Raw genomic sequence first — 16047 nt, 5'->3', positions numbered from 1 at the left:
CCGCAACGAGCCTAGTGAGTCTCGCCCCCACGGCTAGGCATGGACGGGGCAGCATCGTCTAGCGAAGCACGGTTGGCCTTCGCCTCGCCAAACCGCTCCCCCGAGCTCACCTGCTGCGCCACCCGCCGCAGCGCCAACAGCAACGGCTCCACCAGCACCGACCCGAGCACCACGTACCGCACGGCAGCCTCCGCAGACTCCCCCGGCACCCCCGCGATCTCCGCATCCGCAATCCGCCGCATGCTCGCGAGGTACTCCGCCATCACCGCATCCTGCACACTGAACCCGACACGCTCCAGCCCCTGCAGCGCTCGGGCCACCGCATGCAGCACTGCCGGGTCGCACATCCCTGGCTTCCACCCGAGCCCTGCGACCAGGCGCTCAGCCTCCGTCAGATCCAGCGCCTCATCCACCGGGGGAGTGATCGCCGCATGCGCCGTTCCGAGCAGGTCGTTCGCACTCGCCGGCGGATCATCCAGCGCCCCGAGCACCCGACGCGTCTCGGCGATGCTCACGCCGGCGTCGAGCAGCGCGCGGATCACCCGCAGCCGCTCCACGTGCTTCTCGCCGTATGCGGCCTGAGTCGCAGATGACCGCTCGCCCTCGGGCAGCAGTCCCTCGCGCAGGTAGTACTTGATCGTCGGCACCGTCACGCCGGTCTGCGCTGACAGTTCGGAAATTCTCATGGCCACCTCTTGACTTCGATAGTAGCGCTATCCATTATGGATAGTGACGCTATCCAATCAAGAGGAGTCCTCATGTCGAAGGTCATCACGGGCCGCATGACCCACCGCCACGAGGGCGAGCTCGTCGTGTTCCACATCGGGATGCAGATCAACCGCTGGTGGCGCCCCGACCTGTGGATGCCGGCCTTCTTCGCCATGCCGCGGATGCTGCGCGAACTCTCCATCGACCCCGACTCGGGCATGCTCGGCTACCACCTGCTCTTCGGCGCGGGCGGCCCCTACGTCGTGCAGTACTGGTCGTCCGTCGACAAGCTCTACGCTTACGCGTCCAACCCGAGCCAGGAGCACCGCCCCGCCTGGACCGCCTTCAATCGCGCCGCCCGCAAGGCCCCGGGAGCGGTGGGCGTGTGGCATGAGACTTTCCGCGTTGACACCGCCGAGAGCGTGTACGTATCGACGAAGCCGATGGGGCTGCCGAAGGCCACGGAGCTCGTCGAGGTCGGCAAGAGGCACGACCGGGCGCAGGCGCGATTCGCGGACGGGCGGACGGAAGCGGCCAAGTCCGAACCGGCACAGTAGGCGCATCCGCTCGGCACTCCACGCGGCGACCGTCCGACGAAGAACCCACTACCCTCGCACCATGCCCACAGATCGCCCCCGCGCCTGGATCTTCGACGTCGACGGCACGCTCGCCCTCATCGGCGACCGCTCCCCGTACGACATGCGCAACGTGGCGGTCGACACTCCGAACCACCCCGTCGTCGTCGCCGCTCAGGCGTTCGCCGCGCATCCCGACGTCGACGCGCTCATCGTCGTCTCGGGCCGCGATGAGACCGCCCGCCGCGCCACCGAAGCCTGGCTGACATTCAACGAGATCCCGTTCGACCGCCTCCTGCTCCGCCGCACGGGCGACCAGCGCGCCGACAGCATCGTCAAAGCCGAGATCTACGACGCCCACATCGAGCCGCACTTCACCGTGATCGGCGTCGTCGACGACCGCCGCAGCGTGGTCGAGATGTGGCGGTCTCGCGGGCTGACCTGCTTCCAGGTGGCCGAGGGCGACTTCTAAACCCCGACGCGCCGGCTCACCCCGCGCACACACCCTTCCGGCGCACCCCGAGTTCTGCCACCATGAGGGCCATGACGCCGGACACCCCTCCCGCCACCAAGCCCGACCCCGGCCGGTTGGAGAAGCTCCACGACTGGCTGACAAGCCCGGGCGGCCGGCTCATCCGCTACCTGCTCGTCCTGATCATCGTCGGGCTGGCCGTCTATCTCTCGCTCACGGGATGGTTCCAGGTCTGCGAGACGGTGGACTCCGAGAAAGACGGCCTCACCCGGACCTGCTCCGGCCCGAATCTCACGAGTGCCGGCGTGCTCGCAGCGGTGATATTCGTCTTGCTGCTCCTCTGGCCCGACCTGTCGGAGTTCAGCGCGTTCGGTGTCACGCTCAAGAAGCTCGTGCAGAAAGTCGAGGAGAAGGTCACCGAGACCCGCGACAAGGCCGCCCACATCGACAACACCACCACCACGACCCGCTCTCGGGTGGAGGATCTGCAGTCCACCGTCGCCACGCAAGGCGGAGACATCAGCCACCGCCTGTCGCTCATCCAGTCCGACCTGACGTCACTCACCGAGCGCGAGGCGGAACGAATCGCCGCACCGCCCTATTCGGAGGCCGTCCGGGTCCCCTCGGAGCCTGCACCCCTGAGCCCCTCGCCACGATGGGACAGCCTCGACCGCGATGCTCTCGTCCGCGTCTGTGAAGAACTCTTCGGCTCCGACAACCTCGAGTACACCGTCGGCAGCCTGGACAACGTGCTCGGCGACATGTGGTGGCCCGCTGAAGGGGTGGAGGGAGTCGACAGCCGGAACGCCGCCTACACCGGGCTCATCCTGGAGCTGTTCCGCACATTCCGCGAGCGATGGGAGCGAGCCAGGCAAGACCGCTTCCACCGTGAGCAGGTCGACACGATCCTGCGATCCATCGAATCGATGCTGCTCGCGCTCATCGGCGGAAGATACGTCGACGACGAGTCGATCCGCATCGCACTCGCCGCCCTCCGCCTCCTCCACCGGCAAGAACGCTAGTTCAACAGCTCAGTGCCCCCTACGCCGCGATCCCCCGCAGCAACCGCACCACGGTCTCCTCGACCCGCTCCGCACTCAACGGCTGCCCGATCAACGCGGAGTACGACGCCATCGCGATGAACTGGTCCGCGATCGCGGCCGCATCCACATCCGCCCGCACATCCCCCGCGGCACGCCCGCGCGCCACCCGCTCGGCCACCCACTCACGGATCGGCGCGGCCAACCGCTCGTTCAAGACGAGCCCCAACTCGGGATCAGCCGCCGTCACCTCGATCAGCGCCCGCGCGAGCGCCACACCCTCGGGCCGGGCCAACCCGTCCGACATCGCCGAGAACCATGCCCGCAGATCAGCCCCGAGGTCGTCCGTCATCGGCACCGATACCTCAGCCCCAGGCAGCGACCCTTCGAGCAGTGCCTCGCCGAGGATCGCCGCCTTCGACGGCCACCACCGGTAGATCGTCTGCTTCGAGACCTCCGCAGACTCGGCGAGGCCCTCGATCGTGACGGCCTCGTATCCGTCTGCGGCGAGCGCGCGCCGCATGGCCTCCAGCACGGACTGGCGGGCTTTCTCACTGCGAGGACGGGGCACCATTCGAGCGTACTCAGGCGTAGACTGGAACATAAGTAGACGCACCGTTGCGAAACTACAACGGCACCCGAACAAGGAGAACGAGCATGGCCCTCACCGCACACTCCACCATCGGCGACTGGATGAACGACCCGACCGGCGGGCCTCTCATCCGCGGACTCTTCGCACAGACGGGCGCCGACCCCGAGCTGCTCACCCCCGTGCTCGGCCTTCCCCTGCAGCAGCTGGTCGCGATGAGCCAGGGCCAGCTTCCCCAGTCGGTGGTCGACGATCTCGTGCGCGCGGCCAACGGCGGCGAGATCCCCGAAGACGACACCTCCGAGGGCTGGACCGAGAAGCCCACCTCCGGCCGTTTCGCCGGCAAGACCGTGATCGTCACGGGTGCCGCCTCCGGCATCGGCAAGGCCACGGCCTCGCGCATCGCCCGCGAAGGCGGACGTGTGATCGCGAGCGACATCGCCGCCGAGAAGCTCGACGCCCTCAAGGCGGAGCTGCCGGATGCCGACATCGTCACGGTCGCGGGCGACCTCACGAAGCAGGAGGCGATCGATGCGGTGCTCGCTGCCGCAGGCGATCGCATCGACGGCTTGGCGAACGTCGCCGGCATCAACGACGACTTCTCTCCCGCGGGCGAGACTCCCGACGCCGTCTGGGACCGCGTGATCGCGATCAACCTGACCGCTCCGTTCAAGCTCATGCGCGCGGTCATCCCCGTGATGGAAGCGGCGGGCCAGGGCTCGATCCTCAACGTCTCGAGCGAGGCCGGCCTGCGCGGCAACGCCTCGGGCAACGCCTACACGGCCAGCAAGCACGGCATCATCGGCGTGACCAAGTCGGCGGCCTTCATGTACGGGCCGAAGGGCATCCGCGTGAACTCGGTCGCCCCGGGCGGCGTCGCCACCGGTATCCCGATGCCCCCGCACATGTCCGAGTACGGCTCGGGCCGCCTGGCCCCGTTCCAGCAGGCGATCCCGACCGTGGCAACGGCCGAGCACCTGGCCGCATCCATCACGTTCCTGTTGTCGGACGACGCCGTGAACATCAACGGCGCCATCCTCGCCTCCGACGGCGGATGGTCGGTGCAGTAAAACCGCACCCGCGAAGCCGACGCCCCCGCCGACCCGAACGGCGGGGGCGTTTCGCATCTCCGGGCGAATGATGCACGGTGGGCGGCATCCTGGACGGGGTCGAACAATTCCCCCGGTCAGCGAACAGAAAAACTCGCCGCAACCGAACCGTGAACGGCACGATATATTGCAGAAACATACGTTCCATACGTTTCATACGCATCCCCAGGGCCACAAGCCTCCCCCGCACACGACGACGTGACCGGTCGCCCGCGTTCTGCCTACCTGAAAGCCCCCATGCCTCGACTGACCTCCCCCGCCCGTCGACGATTGATCGCGACTCTTCCGATCACCGCTCTCCTCGCCGGTTCCCTTCTCGCAACCTCTCTTCCCGCGGCAGCGGCCGACGACTCCGTCGCCGGACCCCGCACCTCGGGCGACCCGATGTTCCCGAACATCGGCAACGGCGGCTACGACGCCCTCGACTACGACGTCTCCCTCAGCTGGAGCCCGACCGGCGTCGCCGACGGACTGGTCACCGGCGACATCACCACGGCCACGACGACGATGACCGCCCGCGCCCTCGCTCCGCTGCACGAGTTCTCCCTCGACTTCGAAGGCATGACGGTCGAGGGGGTGACCGTCAACGGCGTCCCTGCCAGCTGGTCGCGCGACATCGACCCGGCTGCGGAGAAGTTCAAGCTCATCGTCACCGTGCCGACCCCGGTGGAAGGGGAGTTCACGGTCGCCGTCACCTACAGCGGCACACCCGTGCGCCACGTCGACAGCGACGGCGCCTTCGAGGGCTGGAACGGCACGAACGACGGCGCCATCCTCCTCGGACAGCCGATCGGCACCATGGCCGGTTTCCCCCACAACAACACCCCGAGCGACAAGGCCACGTACACGATCTCGGTGGATGCCCCCTCGGTGCTCGCAAACGTCTCCGGCGTGCAGGGCGACGCGGCCGTCGCCAGCAACGGCGAACTGCAGTCGAAGACCGTCTCGGGCGAGCGCACCACCTGGGTGTGGCGACAGGACAAGCAGATGGCCTCTGAACTCGTGGTCATCGCGATCGGGCGCTTCGAGGTGATCGAAGGCTCGGTCACCCTGACCGACAACCGCGTCATCCCCTCGTGGTCCTTCATGGACGCGGGGCTCAGCGACACGAACAAGACCACCATCCGCAACCGGGTCGCGCAGCTCGAGACCATCACCCGCAACCTCGAGAGCATCTACGGCCCCTACCCCGGCAACAGCACCGGCGTGATCGTCGACACCGTACCCAGCGGGGTCAACTACGCCCTCGAGACGCAGGACCGATCGTTCTTCCCGAGCACGAACTCCGTGAACGGCAACACCCTCATCCACGAACTCGTCCACCAGTGGTACGGCAACAACGTCGCACCGACCACCTGGACCGACATCTGGATCGGCGAGGGGATGGCCACCTGGGGCCCGACCTACTACAACAGTGCCGCAGCCTTCGGCTCGGGAACCAGCACCGAGCAGAGCTACTTCAACTCGTGGAACAACAAGGCCTCGTCGAGCGCGGACTGGAACATCCCCCCGGGCGCCCAGACCGCCTCGAACGAGCTCTACGGCTACCAGACCTACACCCGCAGCGCCCAGTTCTGGGAGGCGCTGAAGATCTCGATCGGCGACAATGCCTTCTTCGCTCTGATCAAGGAATGGCAGACGCGCTTCGCCGGCCAGAGCCGCACGAGCTCCGACCTCAAGACTCTCGCCGAAGAGCTCTCCGGCCGCGACATCACCGCGCTCTGGAACGACTGGATCCTCGAGCCCGGCAAGCCCGCCTGGCCCGACAAGCTGTCCGTCTCGCTGACGGCGACTCCGGCCGCCTCGGAACCGCTCGACATCGGCGACACCGCCACTTACACGCTCAGCGCCACAAACACGGGTCGGGTGGCCCTCGCCTCCTCCGTGGTGACGGTCGACCTCAGCGACGTGCTCTCGCGCGCGACGCTGGTGGCTGTGCCGGCGGGCACTGTCCTCGACGGCACGACCCTCACCTGGAGCGTCCCCGCGGGGGTCGCAGCGGGGGCCTCCACCGAGGTGCAGTTCACGGTCGAAGTGGCTGAGGATGCACCGAGCGGTGCCTTCTCGTCGACCGCGCGCGTCGCCACCCTCGGCGGCACCTGCGTCACCTGCGTCGCGGAGCTCTCGATCATGAAGGTGCTCGCGCCGACCAGCGCTCCGATCATCACGGGCACCGCGGCGGTCGGACAGACCCTGACCGCGACCTCGGACGGCTGGCCCGCCGGAACCGCGCTCAGCTACTCCTGGGCGATCGACGGCGAGCCCGTCGTGAGCGATGCACCCGTCCTGCGGATGGCCCGCGCGGCCGCGTCGGGCGCCCAGTTCGTCGTTCCGGCAGACGCCCTCGGCAAGCGGATCACGGTCACAGTGACCGGGACGCTCGACGGATTCCGCGCCGGTTCCGTCACGAGTGCGGCCACCGCAGCCGTCGGTCCCGCCCTCAGCCAGGGCGGCGGAGTTACGACCCCCGGCGGTACCACCACTCCCGGCGCCGGCCAGCTGGGCCAGACGGGTGCGGAGCTGCCCATCGGGGGCGCAGCCCTCGGCCTGGTGCTGCTCCTGCTCGGCGCGGCATTCGTCGCCCGACGTCGTCGCCACCGCATCGACGCCGCCTGAGACATCGGCGGATGCTGCGCCCCGCTCGTGGCATCCGCCGAGTGTCTGTCGCACTCACCCTGACGCCCCGCCGGCGATGTCGGCGGGGCGTCGAGGTTCTCACCGCGCGTCGGCCAGCATCCACCGGCACCCGCCGGTCACTCCTGGCCGGGACGCGCCTCCCGCGCCATCGCCTGTCGGTGCGAGGTCAGCGCCGCCCGCACGGCCGAGTAGATCACCAGCCACGCGATGGCGATCCCGATGAAGACGTATACGAGATTCGCGAGAAGAAAGACGAGAAGTGAGTCAGCGAACATCGCCCCAGGATGCCGCAGCGCAGGTCGCCGGGCGGTCAGACTCCCCGTAGCCTCGCCACAGCCGCCCGCACGAGCGCGGCGTTGCCCGGTGCCGTCGCACCGTCGGGGAGCAGCAGGGTGTCTTCCAACCCGATGCGCGACGCCACGCCGAGCTCGACCGCGAGGTCGAACACCGGCCACGTCGAGCCCTCTTCCCCGTGGAGCAGGATCGGCAGGTCGGGCTCCTCGAGCTCGACGTGGGCGATCATCCCCTCGGCATGGTCGCGCAGCGTGTCGGTCGGCTCGTCGGGAAGCTCGATGAGCACCCGCAGGCACTCTCCCCTCACCGGCGACCGCTTCCACACCTCGAAGCCAGCCGCATCCCACAGCCCCGCCTCGACCGCGACACCTCGCTTCAGCAGCAGCGCGGCCACCTCGTCGGCGCCGGCCTCGTGCCAGTTGACCGACGCGTGATCAGGCAGCTCCGTCCACGTCTCGATGGCCGCGAGACGACGCTCGACATCAGGCTCGGCCCACGCCCCCGTGGTCACACCGACCGGCACGCCAGGGCTCGCGGAGCGCATCGCCCGCACCCACCGTGCGACATCGTCGGCGGCGAGGCTGTCGCGCCCCGTGGCATCTTTCGGATGCACATGCACCTCGTGCGCGCCCGCCGCCACAGCCCTGGCGGCATCGTCGGCCACGACCGAGGCATCCGCGCTCAGCCACGGGTGTCCGACCGCATCGCGGGCGCCGTTGACGCATGCCTGCAACAGCATGCGTCGCTCGGACCCGGGAACGTGATCGGCGTCGGAAGCCGCGGTCATCGGCCGATCAGCTCACGCGGGTGCAGGTCGTAGGAGAAGGAGTCGACCGAAGGGCCCTCGTCGGTGCGCACCGTGTGCTCGACCTGACGCGCGACCGCGGCACTGCGACCCACCTTCACCGCCTCGGCCTCGCTCATGAAACTGCTGCCCAACGTCTGCGATTCACCCTCGATGCGGTTGAACCAGATGCCGTTGCGGTGGAACGTCTCGATGTCGCCTGCAGCCATGGGGATCCCTTCTCTCGTCTCCCTTTCTACGTCAGGCCACCGACATCGAGGAGACCCTTGACAGCCTCGACAGCATCGCTCGAGGGCGCCGGATGTCAGGCCGCGAGACCGGCCCGACGCAGGGCAGCGCCCATCGCCGCGAACGCCTCGTCGAGCACCGGACGAGGCGTCGCGAACACGACCCGCGCATGGTCCTCCGCACCACGCCCGAGCAGTCGCCCCTCTGTCAGCACGACCCCGGCCTGCTCACGGAAGAACGTCGCCGGAGGGCCCGGGATCCCCAGCGCGGACAGGTCTATCCACCCGATGTATGTCGCCTCGGGCACGCGATACACGGCGCCGGGAAGATGCTCGTCCACCAGCGATGCGAGCTGCCGCCGCGACCCGTCGAGGTACTCGATCACGTCCGTCAGCCACGGCTTTCCCGACCGATACGCCGCCGTCGAGGCGACGACGCCGAGGGTGGCCGCGCCGTGCTGAACCGCGAACCCGAACCGCGTGTAGAGCTGCTGATCCGCATCGTTCGAGGTGATCAGCTGCGCGGTCTTCAACCCCGGGATGTTCCACGCCTTCGATGCGCTCGTCCCCGTGACCGTATGCGCGGCCGCAGCCTGCGACACCGACGCGTAGGGCACGAACGGCGCACCGTCGTAACGCAGCGGGGCGTGGATCTCATCCGCGAACACCCGCCCGCCGTGCCGCTCCACGATCTGAGAGATCGCCTCGAGCTCCTCCCGACCGACGATCGTGCCGGTGGGGTTGTGCGGGTTGCAGAGCACGAGTGTCCGCGCCCCCGCGGCGAAAGCCTCGTCGATGCGCTGCAGGTCGTGCTGCCAGCGCCCGTCGACCTCGACCCCCGGCACCTCGATCACCGGATGCCCGATCGCCGGCAGGTATGTCAGGAACGGCATGTACGCAGGAGTCGGCACGATCACGGGCGAACCCGCCGGCGCATACTCCTGCACCGCGACCCCGAGAGCCGCCATCACATCCGACACCGGATGCACCCGCTCCGGGTCGACCGCCCAGTCGTACTCGTCGCGCATCCACTCGGCCGTCGCCTCTCCCAGCTCCGTCGCCTGCGGGGGCGAGAGGTAGCCGAGGTTCTCGCCGTCGATCGCCCGGTGCAGCGCCTCCGCGATCTCGGGAGCGACCCCGAAGTCCATCTCCGCCACCCACGCCCCGATGTGGCCGGGATGCAGACTCCACTTACGACTCTGCGGCCGATCGAGGAAGAGACGGGTACGCGCATCGAACGGATGCGACGCGTGCGAGGAACGGTCCGCGGTCATGATCTGGGTTCCCGCCGGTTCAGCCGACGGCGTGGGTACAGGAGGGGCGCAGGGCGCGGATGTCGGACACGGGAAACTCCATTCACAGCGGGGTCCGACCAATCTACGGACGGCCCCGCGCCGTCGCATTTCACGTTTCCGTGCGTGACGGCGATTCCCGGCGGTTCATCTGTCGGGAGATCGGACGGATGCAGGAGCAGAAGACGGCGAGTCTTCCTGCATCCGTCCCCGCTCCCTACATCCGGCGCATCCGCGGCGCGGCCCTCGCAAGAAATCACTGCGGGGCGGGACGGCCCCGGGTCAGATGCTCGATGGTCGCCTCCGCGACGGATGTGACGGAGGATGCGTCTTCCCCGACGGGAACGGTGAACCGCAGCCAGTCGGCACCGACACGAGCATCGAGCACCGTCCGGCCGTAGAAGTCGACTCCCGTGAGGGCGGCGTCCGCGCCGGTGAGGGAGACCGGGCTCCCGGCATCGAGCTTCTCGAACGCCCACGCACCGGAGGGAAGGGTGGTCAGCGCGACCAGCGTGGGATCGCCGTACGGGTCCGGCCCCGTCGCGTACATGCAGTACTGCGCTCCTTCACTCGCGAAGTAGATCTCCGCGGCTGTTCCCCACCCCCCGAGCTCGGTGTAGTCCATGATCACGACTTCCCTGCCCAGGATCTCGGACGCCTCCTGGGCGGTGAGCAGCGTCTCGCATCGTGCCCCCGCGATCTTGCTCTGACCGGGCTCGAAGTCGCGAAGGGTTGCGACGGCCGAGGCCAGAACTCCCGCCATCGCCTCGCGAACACGGTCGGCATCGCTCTCGACCAATGCGGAGGACCGCAACGAACCGGTCATGAGCACGTCGCCGTCGCGAAGTTCGATGGTGCACGAGCCCGTGTAGCACCGGATGCCGTCTCCGGGGATGTCGCTCGCGCCACGCTCCGCCGCACCGTCGATGATCGCCTGCGCATTCGGGACGACCGCGATGCTCCAGTCCGCGGGGGAGGTCGAGTTGGGGTCCAACTGCACGGGGTCGCCCGCCGAGCACGCTATCCCTCCGGCCTGCTGCATCATGTACTGCGCCGGCCCCGGATACCAGATCGGTGTGGATGTCAGGCCCAGGACGTCTTTCTCCCCGCCGACAGACGCACCCAGAACGCCCGCGACGGCGCTGTTCACGTCGGAGCACGTCACATCGAACGCCGCCTCGGGAGCCACGATGGGTTCCTCTGTGGGGGTCGGCGTCGGATCCGGCGCGGAGGCGGAGGGACTCGGCGATACGTCGGGGGCAGGAGTGCATCCGGCCATGACCAAGACGGTCGCGAGGCCGAGAGGGGCAAGGAGACGCAGGCGCATATCGCCACCCTAGGATCACCAGGGCGGAAAGCCTGGGTGTTTCATACAACGATTCGATGAAGGCGGCGGGTTCACGTGCTCCTCCAGCCGAAATCCTGTCGGACGCCGCGCCGGTAGACTGAACCTGCCCCGCCGGCCCCTTCCTTTGGAGTGCGCGTGACCACCGCCCCTGCACCTTCCCACCAGCACGTCCCCGACTCTGTCGAGAACGCGATCGCGACGCCCGAGAAGGAGCAGCCGTACGCGGCTCTCGGACTCAAGCCCGACGAGTACGCGCGCATCAAGGAGATCCTCGGACGCCGCCCCACTTCGGGCGAGCTGGCGATGTACTCCGTCATGTGGTCGGAGCACTGCTCCTATAAGTCGTCCAAGAACTACCTGCGTCGTTTCGGCCAGAAGGTCTCCGACGAGATGAAGGAACGCCTCATGGTGGGCATGGGCCAGAACGCGGGCGTCGTCGACGTCGGCGAGGGCTGGGCCGTCACCTTCAAGGCCGAGTCGCACAACCACCCGTCGTTCATCGAGCCCTTCCAGGGCGCGGCGACCGGTGTCGGCGGCATCGTCCGCGACATCATCTCGATGGGCGCCCGCCCGGTCGCGGTCATGGACGCCCTGCGCTTCGGTGCGATCGACCACCCCGACACCGCCCGCGTCGTGCACGGCGTGACCAGCGGCATCAGCTTCTACGGCAACTGCCTGGGCCTTCCGAACATCGGCGGCGAGACGGTGTTCGATTCCGTCTACCAGGCCAACCCCCTCGTGAACGCGCTCGCGGTGGGCGTGCTGCGTCACGAAGACCTCAAGCTCGCCAACGCGACCGGCGTCGGCAACAAGGTCGTGCTGTTCGGCGCTCGCACGGGTGGCGACGGCATCGGCGGCGCGAGCATCCTGGCCTCCGACTCCTTCGACTCCACCGGTCCGACCAAGCGTCCCGCCGTGCAGGTGGGCGACCCGTTCGCCGAGAAGGTGCTCATCGAGTGCTGCCTGGAGCTGTACCGCGGCGAGCTCGTCGAGGCGATCCAGGACCTGGGCGCGGCCGGCATCTCCTGCGCGACCAGCGAGCTCGCGGCCAACGGCAACAGCGGCATGAAGGTCTCCCTCGACAACGTGCTGCTGCGCGACCCCACGCTCACGGCCGAGGAGATCCTCATGTCGGAGTCGCAGGAGCGCATGATGGCGATCGTCGCCCCCGAGAAGCTCGACGCATTCCTCGAGGTCGTGAACAAGTGGGAGGTCGAGACCTCCGTGCTCGGCGAGGTCACCGGCGACGGACGCCTCATCATCGACTGGCAGGGCGAGCGCATCGTCGACGTCGACCCCTCGACCGTCGCGGTCGACGGCCCCGTCTACGACCGTCCGGTCGCCTACCCGACGTGGATCGACGCACTGCAGGCGGATGCCGCGGAGAACCTTCCCCGCTCGAACGACCCGGAGACGCTGCGCGAGCAGTTCCTGAACCTCGTCGCGTCGCCGAACCTGGCCGACACGAGCTGGATCACCAACCAGTACGACTACTACGTGCTCGGCAACACCGCCCTGAGCTTCCCCGACGACGCCGGCATGATCCGCGTCGACGAGGAGTCGGGTCTCGGCTTCGCGGTCTCGACCGACGCCAACGGCCGCTACTGCCAGCTCGACCCCTACGCGGGTGCGCAGCTGGCCCTCGCCGAGGCGTACCGCAACGTCGCCGTCACCGGTGCCGTTCCCACCGCGATCACCGACTGCCTGAACTTCGGCTCTCCCGAGAACCCCGAGGTCATGTGGCAGTTCGGTCAGACGGTCGACGGCCTGGCCGACGGATGCTACGAGCTGGGCACCCCGGTCACCGGCGGCAACGTCTCGTTCTACAACCAGACGGGCGACGTGCCGATCCACCCGACCCCGCTCGTGGGCGTGCTCGGCATCATCGACGACGTCTCGCGCCGCATCCCCTCCGGATGGCAGGACGAGGGTCAGAACATCTACCTGCTCGGCACCACCTCTACCGAGCTCTCGGGCTCGGCCTGGGCCGATGTGGTGCACCAGCACCTCGGCGGTCTGCCCCCCAAGGTCGACCTCGCTGGCGAGAAGCGCCTCGCCGGTCTGCTGTCGGCGGCTCGCGACGAGTGGCTGATCTCCTCGGCCCACGACCTCTCCGAAGGCGGCCTCGCGCAGGCTCTCGCCGAGGGCGTCATGCGCTTCGGTGTCGGCGCCCGCGTCTGGCTGAACGAGATCATCGAGCGCGACGGTGTGGATGCCGCATCCGCCCTGTTCTCGGAGTCGACCGGCCGCGTGCTGGTGACCGTGCCCCGCGAAGACGACGTGAAGTTCCGCGGTCTGTGCGAAGGACGCGACTACCCGGTGATGCGCATCGGCGTGACCGACAGCGAAGGCGCGAAGCTCGAGGTTCAGGGCGTCTTCACCGTGACGGCCGCCGAACTGCGCGAGCGTTCGCAGGCCACCCTCCCGTCGTACTTCGGCCCGACCGTCACCGAGGTCAGCGCATGAGCGACGTGAGCCGTCAGGACTCGAACGACGAGGACTACGGCGACCTCGGCGAGAAGCGCAACCGACGCATGCGCATCGTGGCGTGGACCGTCATCATCGCGCTCATCCTCGGCGGTGGCGGCGCGACCGTGATCACGCTGCTCCTCGGCTGAGACGCCCGCTGCCTTCGGGAGGACTTTCGCCTTTCGGGCGCATGAACCCCCGCGGTGCCTCCTCCCGGGGCGGAGATCTCCTCCCGAGGTGATGCCTCCTCCCGAAGAGGTGACCGTGCATAGAGTGGGCGGATGACCACCGACCTTCGCGCCCTCCTCACGGGCCTCCGTGCGCGGGCCGAGGCGCGCGTAGCATCCACGTCGCTGATGCTGGCCGAGCTCACGCATGACCGGGCGGGCTCGAACGACGACGACGAGCACGACCCCGAGGGCGTAACACTCTCGTCGGAGTGGTCGCGCCTGACCGGGCTTGCCGAGGCCGCAGCATCCGAACTCCACCAGGTCGACGACGCGCTGGCCCGGATGGATGCCGGCGCCTACGGCAGGTGCGCGAACTGCGGGAAGCCGATTCCCGCGGAGCGCCTGGCCGTGCGCCCATTCGCCGAGCACTGCGTCGCGTGCGCGGAGAAGCTCGGGCACTGAGTCGGGTCGCGGCCGCGCGCGTTCACGTGTGGCGCGCACAAACTTCGGAGATCGACCTGGACACGCCGAGGCGGGGCGGCATCCGTCAGAGTGTGGGCGCGCAGGTCCGGAGCTGTGCACGCGGCGCGCCGATCGAAACCTGCTGACCAGGAAAGAAGGCTGCTGAACGCCGTCACCTTTCGCAGGTCCCGCACTCCTTAAGAAGGAATCGCGGAACACTCCCCCTGTTCTCCGATGACCGTCAATAAGGAATGCCCCTGAACTGACCCGCCCGGGAGAGCTCAGGGGCGCGATCGCAGGGAGTGCAGCGTGAAGGAACATAAGAAGATTCGGGGCCGACTCGGAAGTTGGATCGGTGCGAGCGTGCTCGCCTTGGGCGGGCTGATCGCCCCCCTGGCGGCTTCAGCATCGGTCGACGCAGGGGATTCGGTCTACATCGGCAGCAAGCAGGGGTACTCCGGTACGGGGATGTTCCCGATCTGGGCCGAGGTCCCAGCCGTCGGCGACCCCGACTTCTGGGCGTATTGCATCGAGAACCCCGTCTCTTCAAGGACGCAGCTCGAGGGGTACGTCGGCGACGCCGAGGACTACCTCGGCAGCAACTACTTCACCGACCCCGTGATCCAAGGGAAGGTGCTCTGGGTGCTGGCCCACGGTTACCCCGCACTGAGCCTCGAGGAGTTCGGCGCTGCCGCGGGTGCCCCCGGCATCTCCCGCAATGACGCGATCGAGGCCACCCAGTACGCGGTCTGGCGCTACACCGACCTCAACTTCGACGCGGCGTGGGCGTGGGAGACTCCGGATTCGGAAGCCGCCTACTGGCACCTGGTGAACGGTGCGAACGCGAGCACGGGGATGACCCCGGCCGATTTCGCAGTCACTGCCAGCATCGACGCCCCCAGCGCCCCGCAGACCGCCGACTCACTGGTCGGCCCCTTCCTGGTGACCACCGACCAGCCCACCGTCAGTGTGACGGCCGACCCTGCGGTGTCACTCGTGGATGCGAGCGGGAACGCGATCGACGCGAACGCCGTCGTCGACGGTCAGACGCTGTACCTCGACCTTCGCGGGTCGACCGCCGCAGGTTCGGCGACCGTGTCCGTGGTGGCGGAGGGCTTGAGCGGCACCGGGAAGATCGTCTCGGTACCGACGAGCAACTCACCGACGCCCACGGCGGATGACCACGCGCAGACGATCATCCTGGTCGCACCGAGCACGGCGACGACCACCGACGATGCCACCGTCGAGTGGGTCACCACGGCAGTACCGGCCCCCTCCATCGGGACCTCACTGGTCGACTCCGCTGACGGCGACCGGATCCTGCCCTGGAACGGCGGCACCGTCATCGACACCGTCACCTACCAGAACCTCACCCCCGGCACCGAGTACACCGTGACCGGCGAACTGCAGAACAAGGCCGACGGCACCGCCACCGGCATCACCGGGTCCATCACCTTCACCCCGGAGACCGCGAACGGCTCCATCGACGTCACCTTCACCGTCCCGGTCGGCTACGCCGGCGGCACGCTCGTCGCCTTCGAGCGCCTCTACGAAGGAACCGACACCACGGGCGACCCGATCGCCGTGCACGAAGACATCGACGACGCCGCACAGACCGTCACCATCGAGAAGGCGCCCGTGACGCCGACGACCCCGACGACGCCGACGGCGACCCCGGGCGCGAAGGGACAGCTGGCCACGACCGGTGGCGACCTTCCCGGCATCGCCGTCGGCGCGGCCGGCGTGCTGCTCGCCCTGGGCGCGATGATCCTGCTCGTCGGACGCGCACGGCGGAAGACCATCGACGCCGACTGACGAGCCGTGTCGGGCCTCGCCTCTCTACGGAGTGG

General features: G+C 68.5%; 16 protein-coding genes. 9 read left to right on the top strand and 7 right to left on the bottom strand.

Annotated elements, in window-relative coordinates:
• Nucleotides 1-11: 11 nt before the first annotated feature.
• Nucleotides 12-686, bottom strand: a complete 675-nt coding sequence (locus tag ASC55_RS12325; RefSeq protein WP_235563365.1) for a MerR family transcriptional regulator — start codon at nt 684-686, stop codon at nt 12-14.
• A 72-nt stretch (nt 687-758) separates the two neighbouring features.
• Here ASC55_RS12325 and ASC55_RS12320 point away from each other — a divergent pair, with 72 nt between their 5' ends.
• The 3 genes from ASC55_RS12320 to ASC55_RS12310 all read left to right on the top strand — a co-directional run bounded on the left by ASC55_RS12320 (nt 759) and on the right by ASC55_RS12310 (nt 2777).
• Nucleotides 759-1265, top strand: a complete 507-nt coding sequence (locus ASC55_RS12320; RefSeq protein ID WP_055875874.1) for a DUF4188 domain-containing protein — start codon at nt 759-761, stop codon at nt 1263-1265.
• Nucleotides 1266-1326: 61 nt separating this feature from the next.
• Nucleotides 1327-1755, top strand: a complete 429-nt coding sequence (locus ASC55_RS12315; RefSeq protein ID WP_055875871.1) for a phosphatase domain-containing protein — start codon at nt 1327-1329, stop codon at nt 1753-1755.
• Between the two features lie 71 nt (nt 1756-1826).
• Nucleotides 1827-2777: a hypothetical protein gene (locus ASC55_RS12310; protein WP_055875868.1), complete on the top strand. Its 951-nt coding sequence runs from the start codon at nt 1827-1829 to the stop codon at nt 2775-2777.
• Between the two features lie 19 nt (nt 2778-2796).
• On the opposite strand, the gene ASC55_RS12305 is transcribed toward ASC55_RS12310, so the two are convergent.
• Nucleotides 2797-3366: a TetR/AcrR family transcriptional regulator gene (locus ASC55_RS12305; RefSeq protein ID WP_235563364.1), complete on the bottom strand. Its 570-nt coding sequence runs from the start codon at nt 3364-3366 to the stop codon at nt 2797-2799.
• Nucleotides 3367-3452: 86 nt separating this feature from the next.
• On the opposite strand from ASC55_RS12305, the gene ASC55_RS12300 reads away from it, so the two are divergent.
• Together ASC55_RS12300 and ASC55_RS12295 are read left to right on the top strand one after the other, a co-directional pair.
• The gene (locus tag ASC55_RS12300) at nt 3453-4454 is read left to right on the top strand and encodes an SDR family NAD(P)-dependent oxidoreductase (protein ID WP_055875862.1); all 1002 of its coding nucleotides are present in this window, start codon (nt 3453-3455) and stop codon (nt 4452-4454) included.
• A gap of 276 nt (nt 4455-4730) precedes the next feature.
• Entirely contained in the window at nt 4731-7109 is a 2379-nt protein-coding gene (locus tag ASC55_RS12295; RefSeq protein WP_082524328.1) for a M1 family aminopeptidase, read from the top strand.
• Between the two features lie 137 nt (nt 7110-7246).
• Here ASC55_RS12295 and ASC55_RS17515 read toward each other — a convergent pair whose 3' ends face one another.
• From ASC55_RS17515 to ASC55_RS12275, 5 genes are all read right to left on the bottom strand, one after another.
• Nucleotides 7247-7405, bottom strand: a complete 159-nt coding sequence (locus ASC55_RS17515; protein WP_017830110.1) for a hypothetical protein — start codon at nt 7403-7405, stop codon at nt 7247-7249.
• Nucleotides 7406-7440: 35 nt separating this feature from the next.
• Complete coding sequence (locus ASC55_RS12290; protein WP_157559445.1) at nt 7441-8211, bottom strand: 3-keto-5-aminohexanoate cleavage protein; 771 nt, start codon at nt 8209-8211, stop codon at nt 7441-7443.
• On the bottom strand, nt 8208-8438 hold the full coding sequence (locus ASC55_RS12285; protein WP_055875857.1) for a hypothetical protein: 231 nt from the start codon (nt 8436-8438) through the stop codon (nt 8208-8210). The genes ASC55_RS12290 and ASC55_RS12285 overlap by 4 nt, the downstream gene beginning before the upstream one ends.
• 95 nt (nt 8439-8533) lie before the next feature.
• A complete protein-coding gene (locus ASC55_RS12280; RefSeq protein ID WP_055875853.1) occupies nt 8534-9730 on the bottom strand; it encodes a MalY/PatB family protein in 1197 nt (398 codons plus the stop codon).
• A gap of 274 nt (nt 9731-10004) precedes the next feature.
• Nucleotides 10005-10937 (bottom strand): hypothetical protein, encoded by a 933-nt coding sequence (locus ASC55_RS12275; protein WP_055875845.1) that lies wholly within the window; start codon nt 10935-10937, stop codon nt 10005-10007.
• A gap of 294 nt (nt 10938-11231) precedes the next feature.
• On the opposite strand from ASC55_RS12275, the gene purL reads away from it, so the two are divergent.
• The 4 genes from purL to ASC55_RS12260 all read left to right on the top strand — a co-directional run bounded on the left by purL (nt 11232) and on the right by ASC55_RS12260 (nt 16012).
• Nucleotides 11232-13562 carry a phosphoribosylformylglycinamidine synthase subunit PurL gene (gene purL, locus ASC55_RS12270; protein WP_055875842.1) on the top strand — a complete coding sequence of 777 codons (2331 nt, stop codon included), beginning with the start codon at nt 11232-11234 and terminating at the stop codon, nt 13560-13562.
• On the top strand, nt 13559-13714 hold the full coding sequence (locus tag ASC55_RS17645; RefSeq protein WP_170287942.1) for a hypothetical protein: 156 nt from the start codon (nt 13559-13561) through the stop codon (nt 13712-13714). Before purL ends, ASC55_RS17645 begins: the two co-directional genes overlap by 4 nt.
• Before the next feature lie 132 nt (nt 13715-13846).
• Nucleotides 13847-14197, top strand: a complete 351-nt coding sequence (locus tag ASC55_RS12265) for a TraR/DksA family transcriptional regulator (protein WP_055875838.1) — start codon at nt 13847-13849, stop codon at nt 14195-14197.
• A gap of 363 nt (nt 14198-14560) precedes the next feature.
• Nucleotides 14561-16012, top strand: a complete 1452-nt coding sequence (locus tag ASC55_RS12260) for a VaFE repeat-containing surface-anchored protein (protein ID WP_055875835.1) — start codon at nt 14561-14563, stop codon at nt 16010-16012.
• Nucleotides 16013-16047: the final 35 nt, after the last annotated feature.

Source organism: Microbacterium sp. Root322, from assembly GCF_001425645.1.
GTDB classification, from domain to species: domain Bacteria; phylum Actinomycetota; class Actinomycetes; order Actinomycetales; family Microbacteriaceae; genus Microbacterium; species Microbacterium maritypicum.
Note: the sequence above shows the minus strand (reverse complement) of the source record. Positions and strands in the feature narration are given on the sequence as shown.

What these genes read in the sequence shown, in the direction of transcription:
- ASC55_RS12310 (WP_055875868.1), top strand. Translation starts at nt 1,827, where the DNA reads ATGACGCCGGACACCCCTCCCGCCACCAAGCCCGACCCCGGCCGGTTG.
- ASC55_RS12315 (WP_055875871.1), top strand. Translation starts at nt 1,327, where the DNA reads ATGCCCACAGATCGCCCCCGCGCCTGGATCTTCGACGTCGACGGCACG.
- ASC55_RS12290 (WP_157559445.1), bottom strand. Translation starts at nt 8,211, where the DNA reads ATGACCGCGGCTTCCGACGCCGATCACGTTCCCGGGTCCGAGCGACGC.
- ASC55_RS17515 (WP_017830110.1), bottom strand. Translation starts at nt 7,405, where the DNA reads ATGTTCGCTGACTCACTTCTCGTCTTTCTTCTCGCGAATCTCGTATAC.
- ASC55_RS12300 (WP_055875862.1), top strand. Translation starts at nt 3,453, where the DNA reads ATGGCCCTCACCGCACACTCCACCATCGGCGACTGGATGAACGACCCG.
- ASC55_RS17645 (WP_170287942.1), top strand. Translation starts at nt 13,559, where the DNA reads ATGAGCGACGTGAGCCGTCAGGACTCGAACGACGAGGACTACGGCGAC.
- ASC55_RS12325 (WP_235563365.1), bottom strand. Translation starts at nt 686, where the DNA reads ATGAGAATTTCCGAACTGTCAGCGCAGACCGGCGTGACGGTGCCGACG.
- ASC55_RS12295 (WP_082524328.1), top strand. Translation starts at nt 4,731, where the DNA reads ATGCCTCGACTGACCTCCCCCGCCCGTCGACGATTGATCGCGACTCTT.
- ASC55_RS12265 (WP_055875838.1), top strand. Translation starts at nt 13,847, where the DNA reads ATGACCACCGACCTTCGCGCCCTCCTCACGGGCCTCCGTGCGCGGGCC.
- ASC55_RS12285 (WP_055875857.1), bottom strand. Translation starts at nt 8,438, where the DNA reads ATGGCTGCAGGCGACATCGAGACGTTCCACCGCAACGGCATCTGGTTC.
- ASC55_RS12320 (WP_055875874.1), top strand. Translation starts at nt 759, where the DNA reads ATGTCGAAGGTCATCACGGGCCGCATGACCCACCGCCACGAGGGCGAG.
- ASC55_RS12280 (WP_055875853.1), bottom strand. Translation starts at nt 9,730, where the DNA reads ATGACCGCGGACCGTTCCTCGCACGCGTCGCATCCGTTCGATGCGCGT.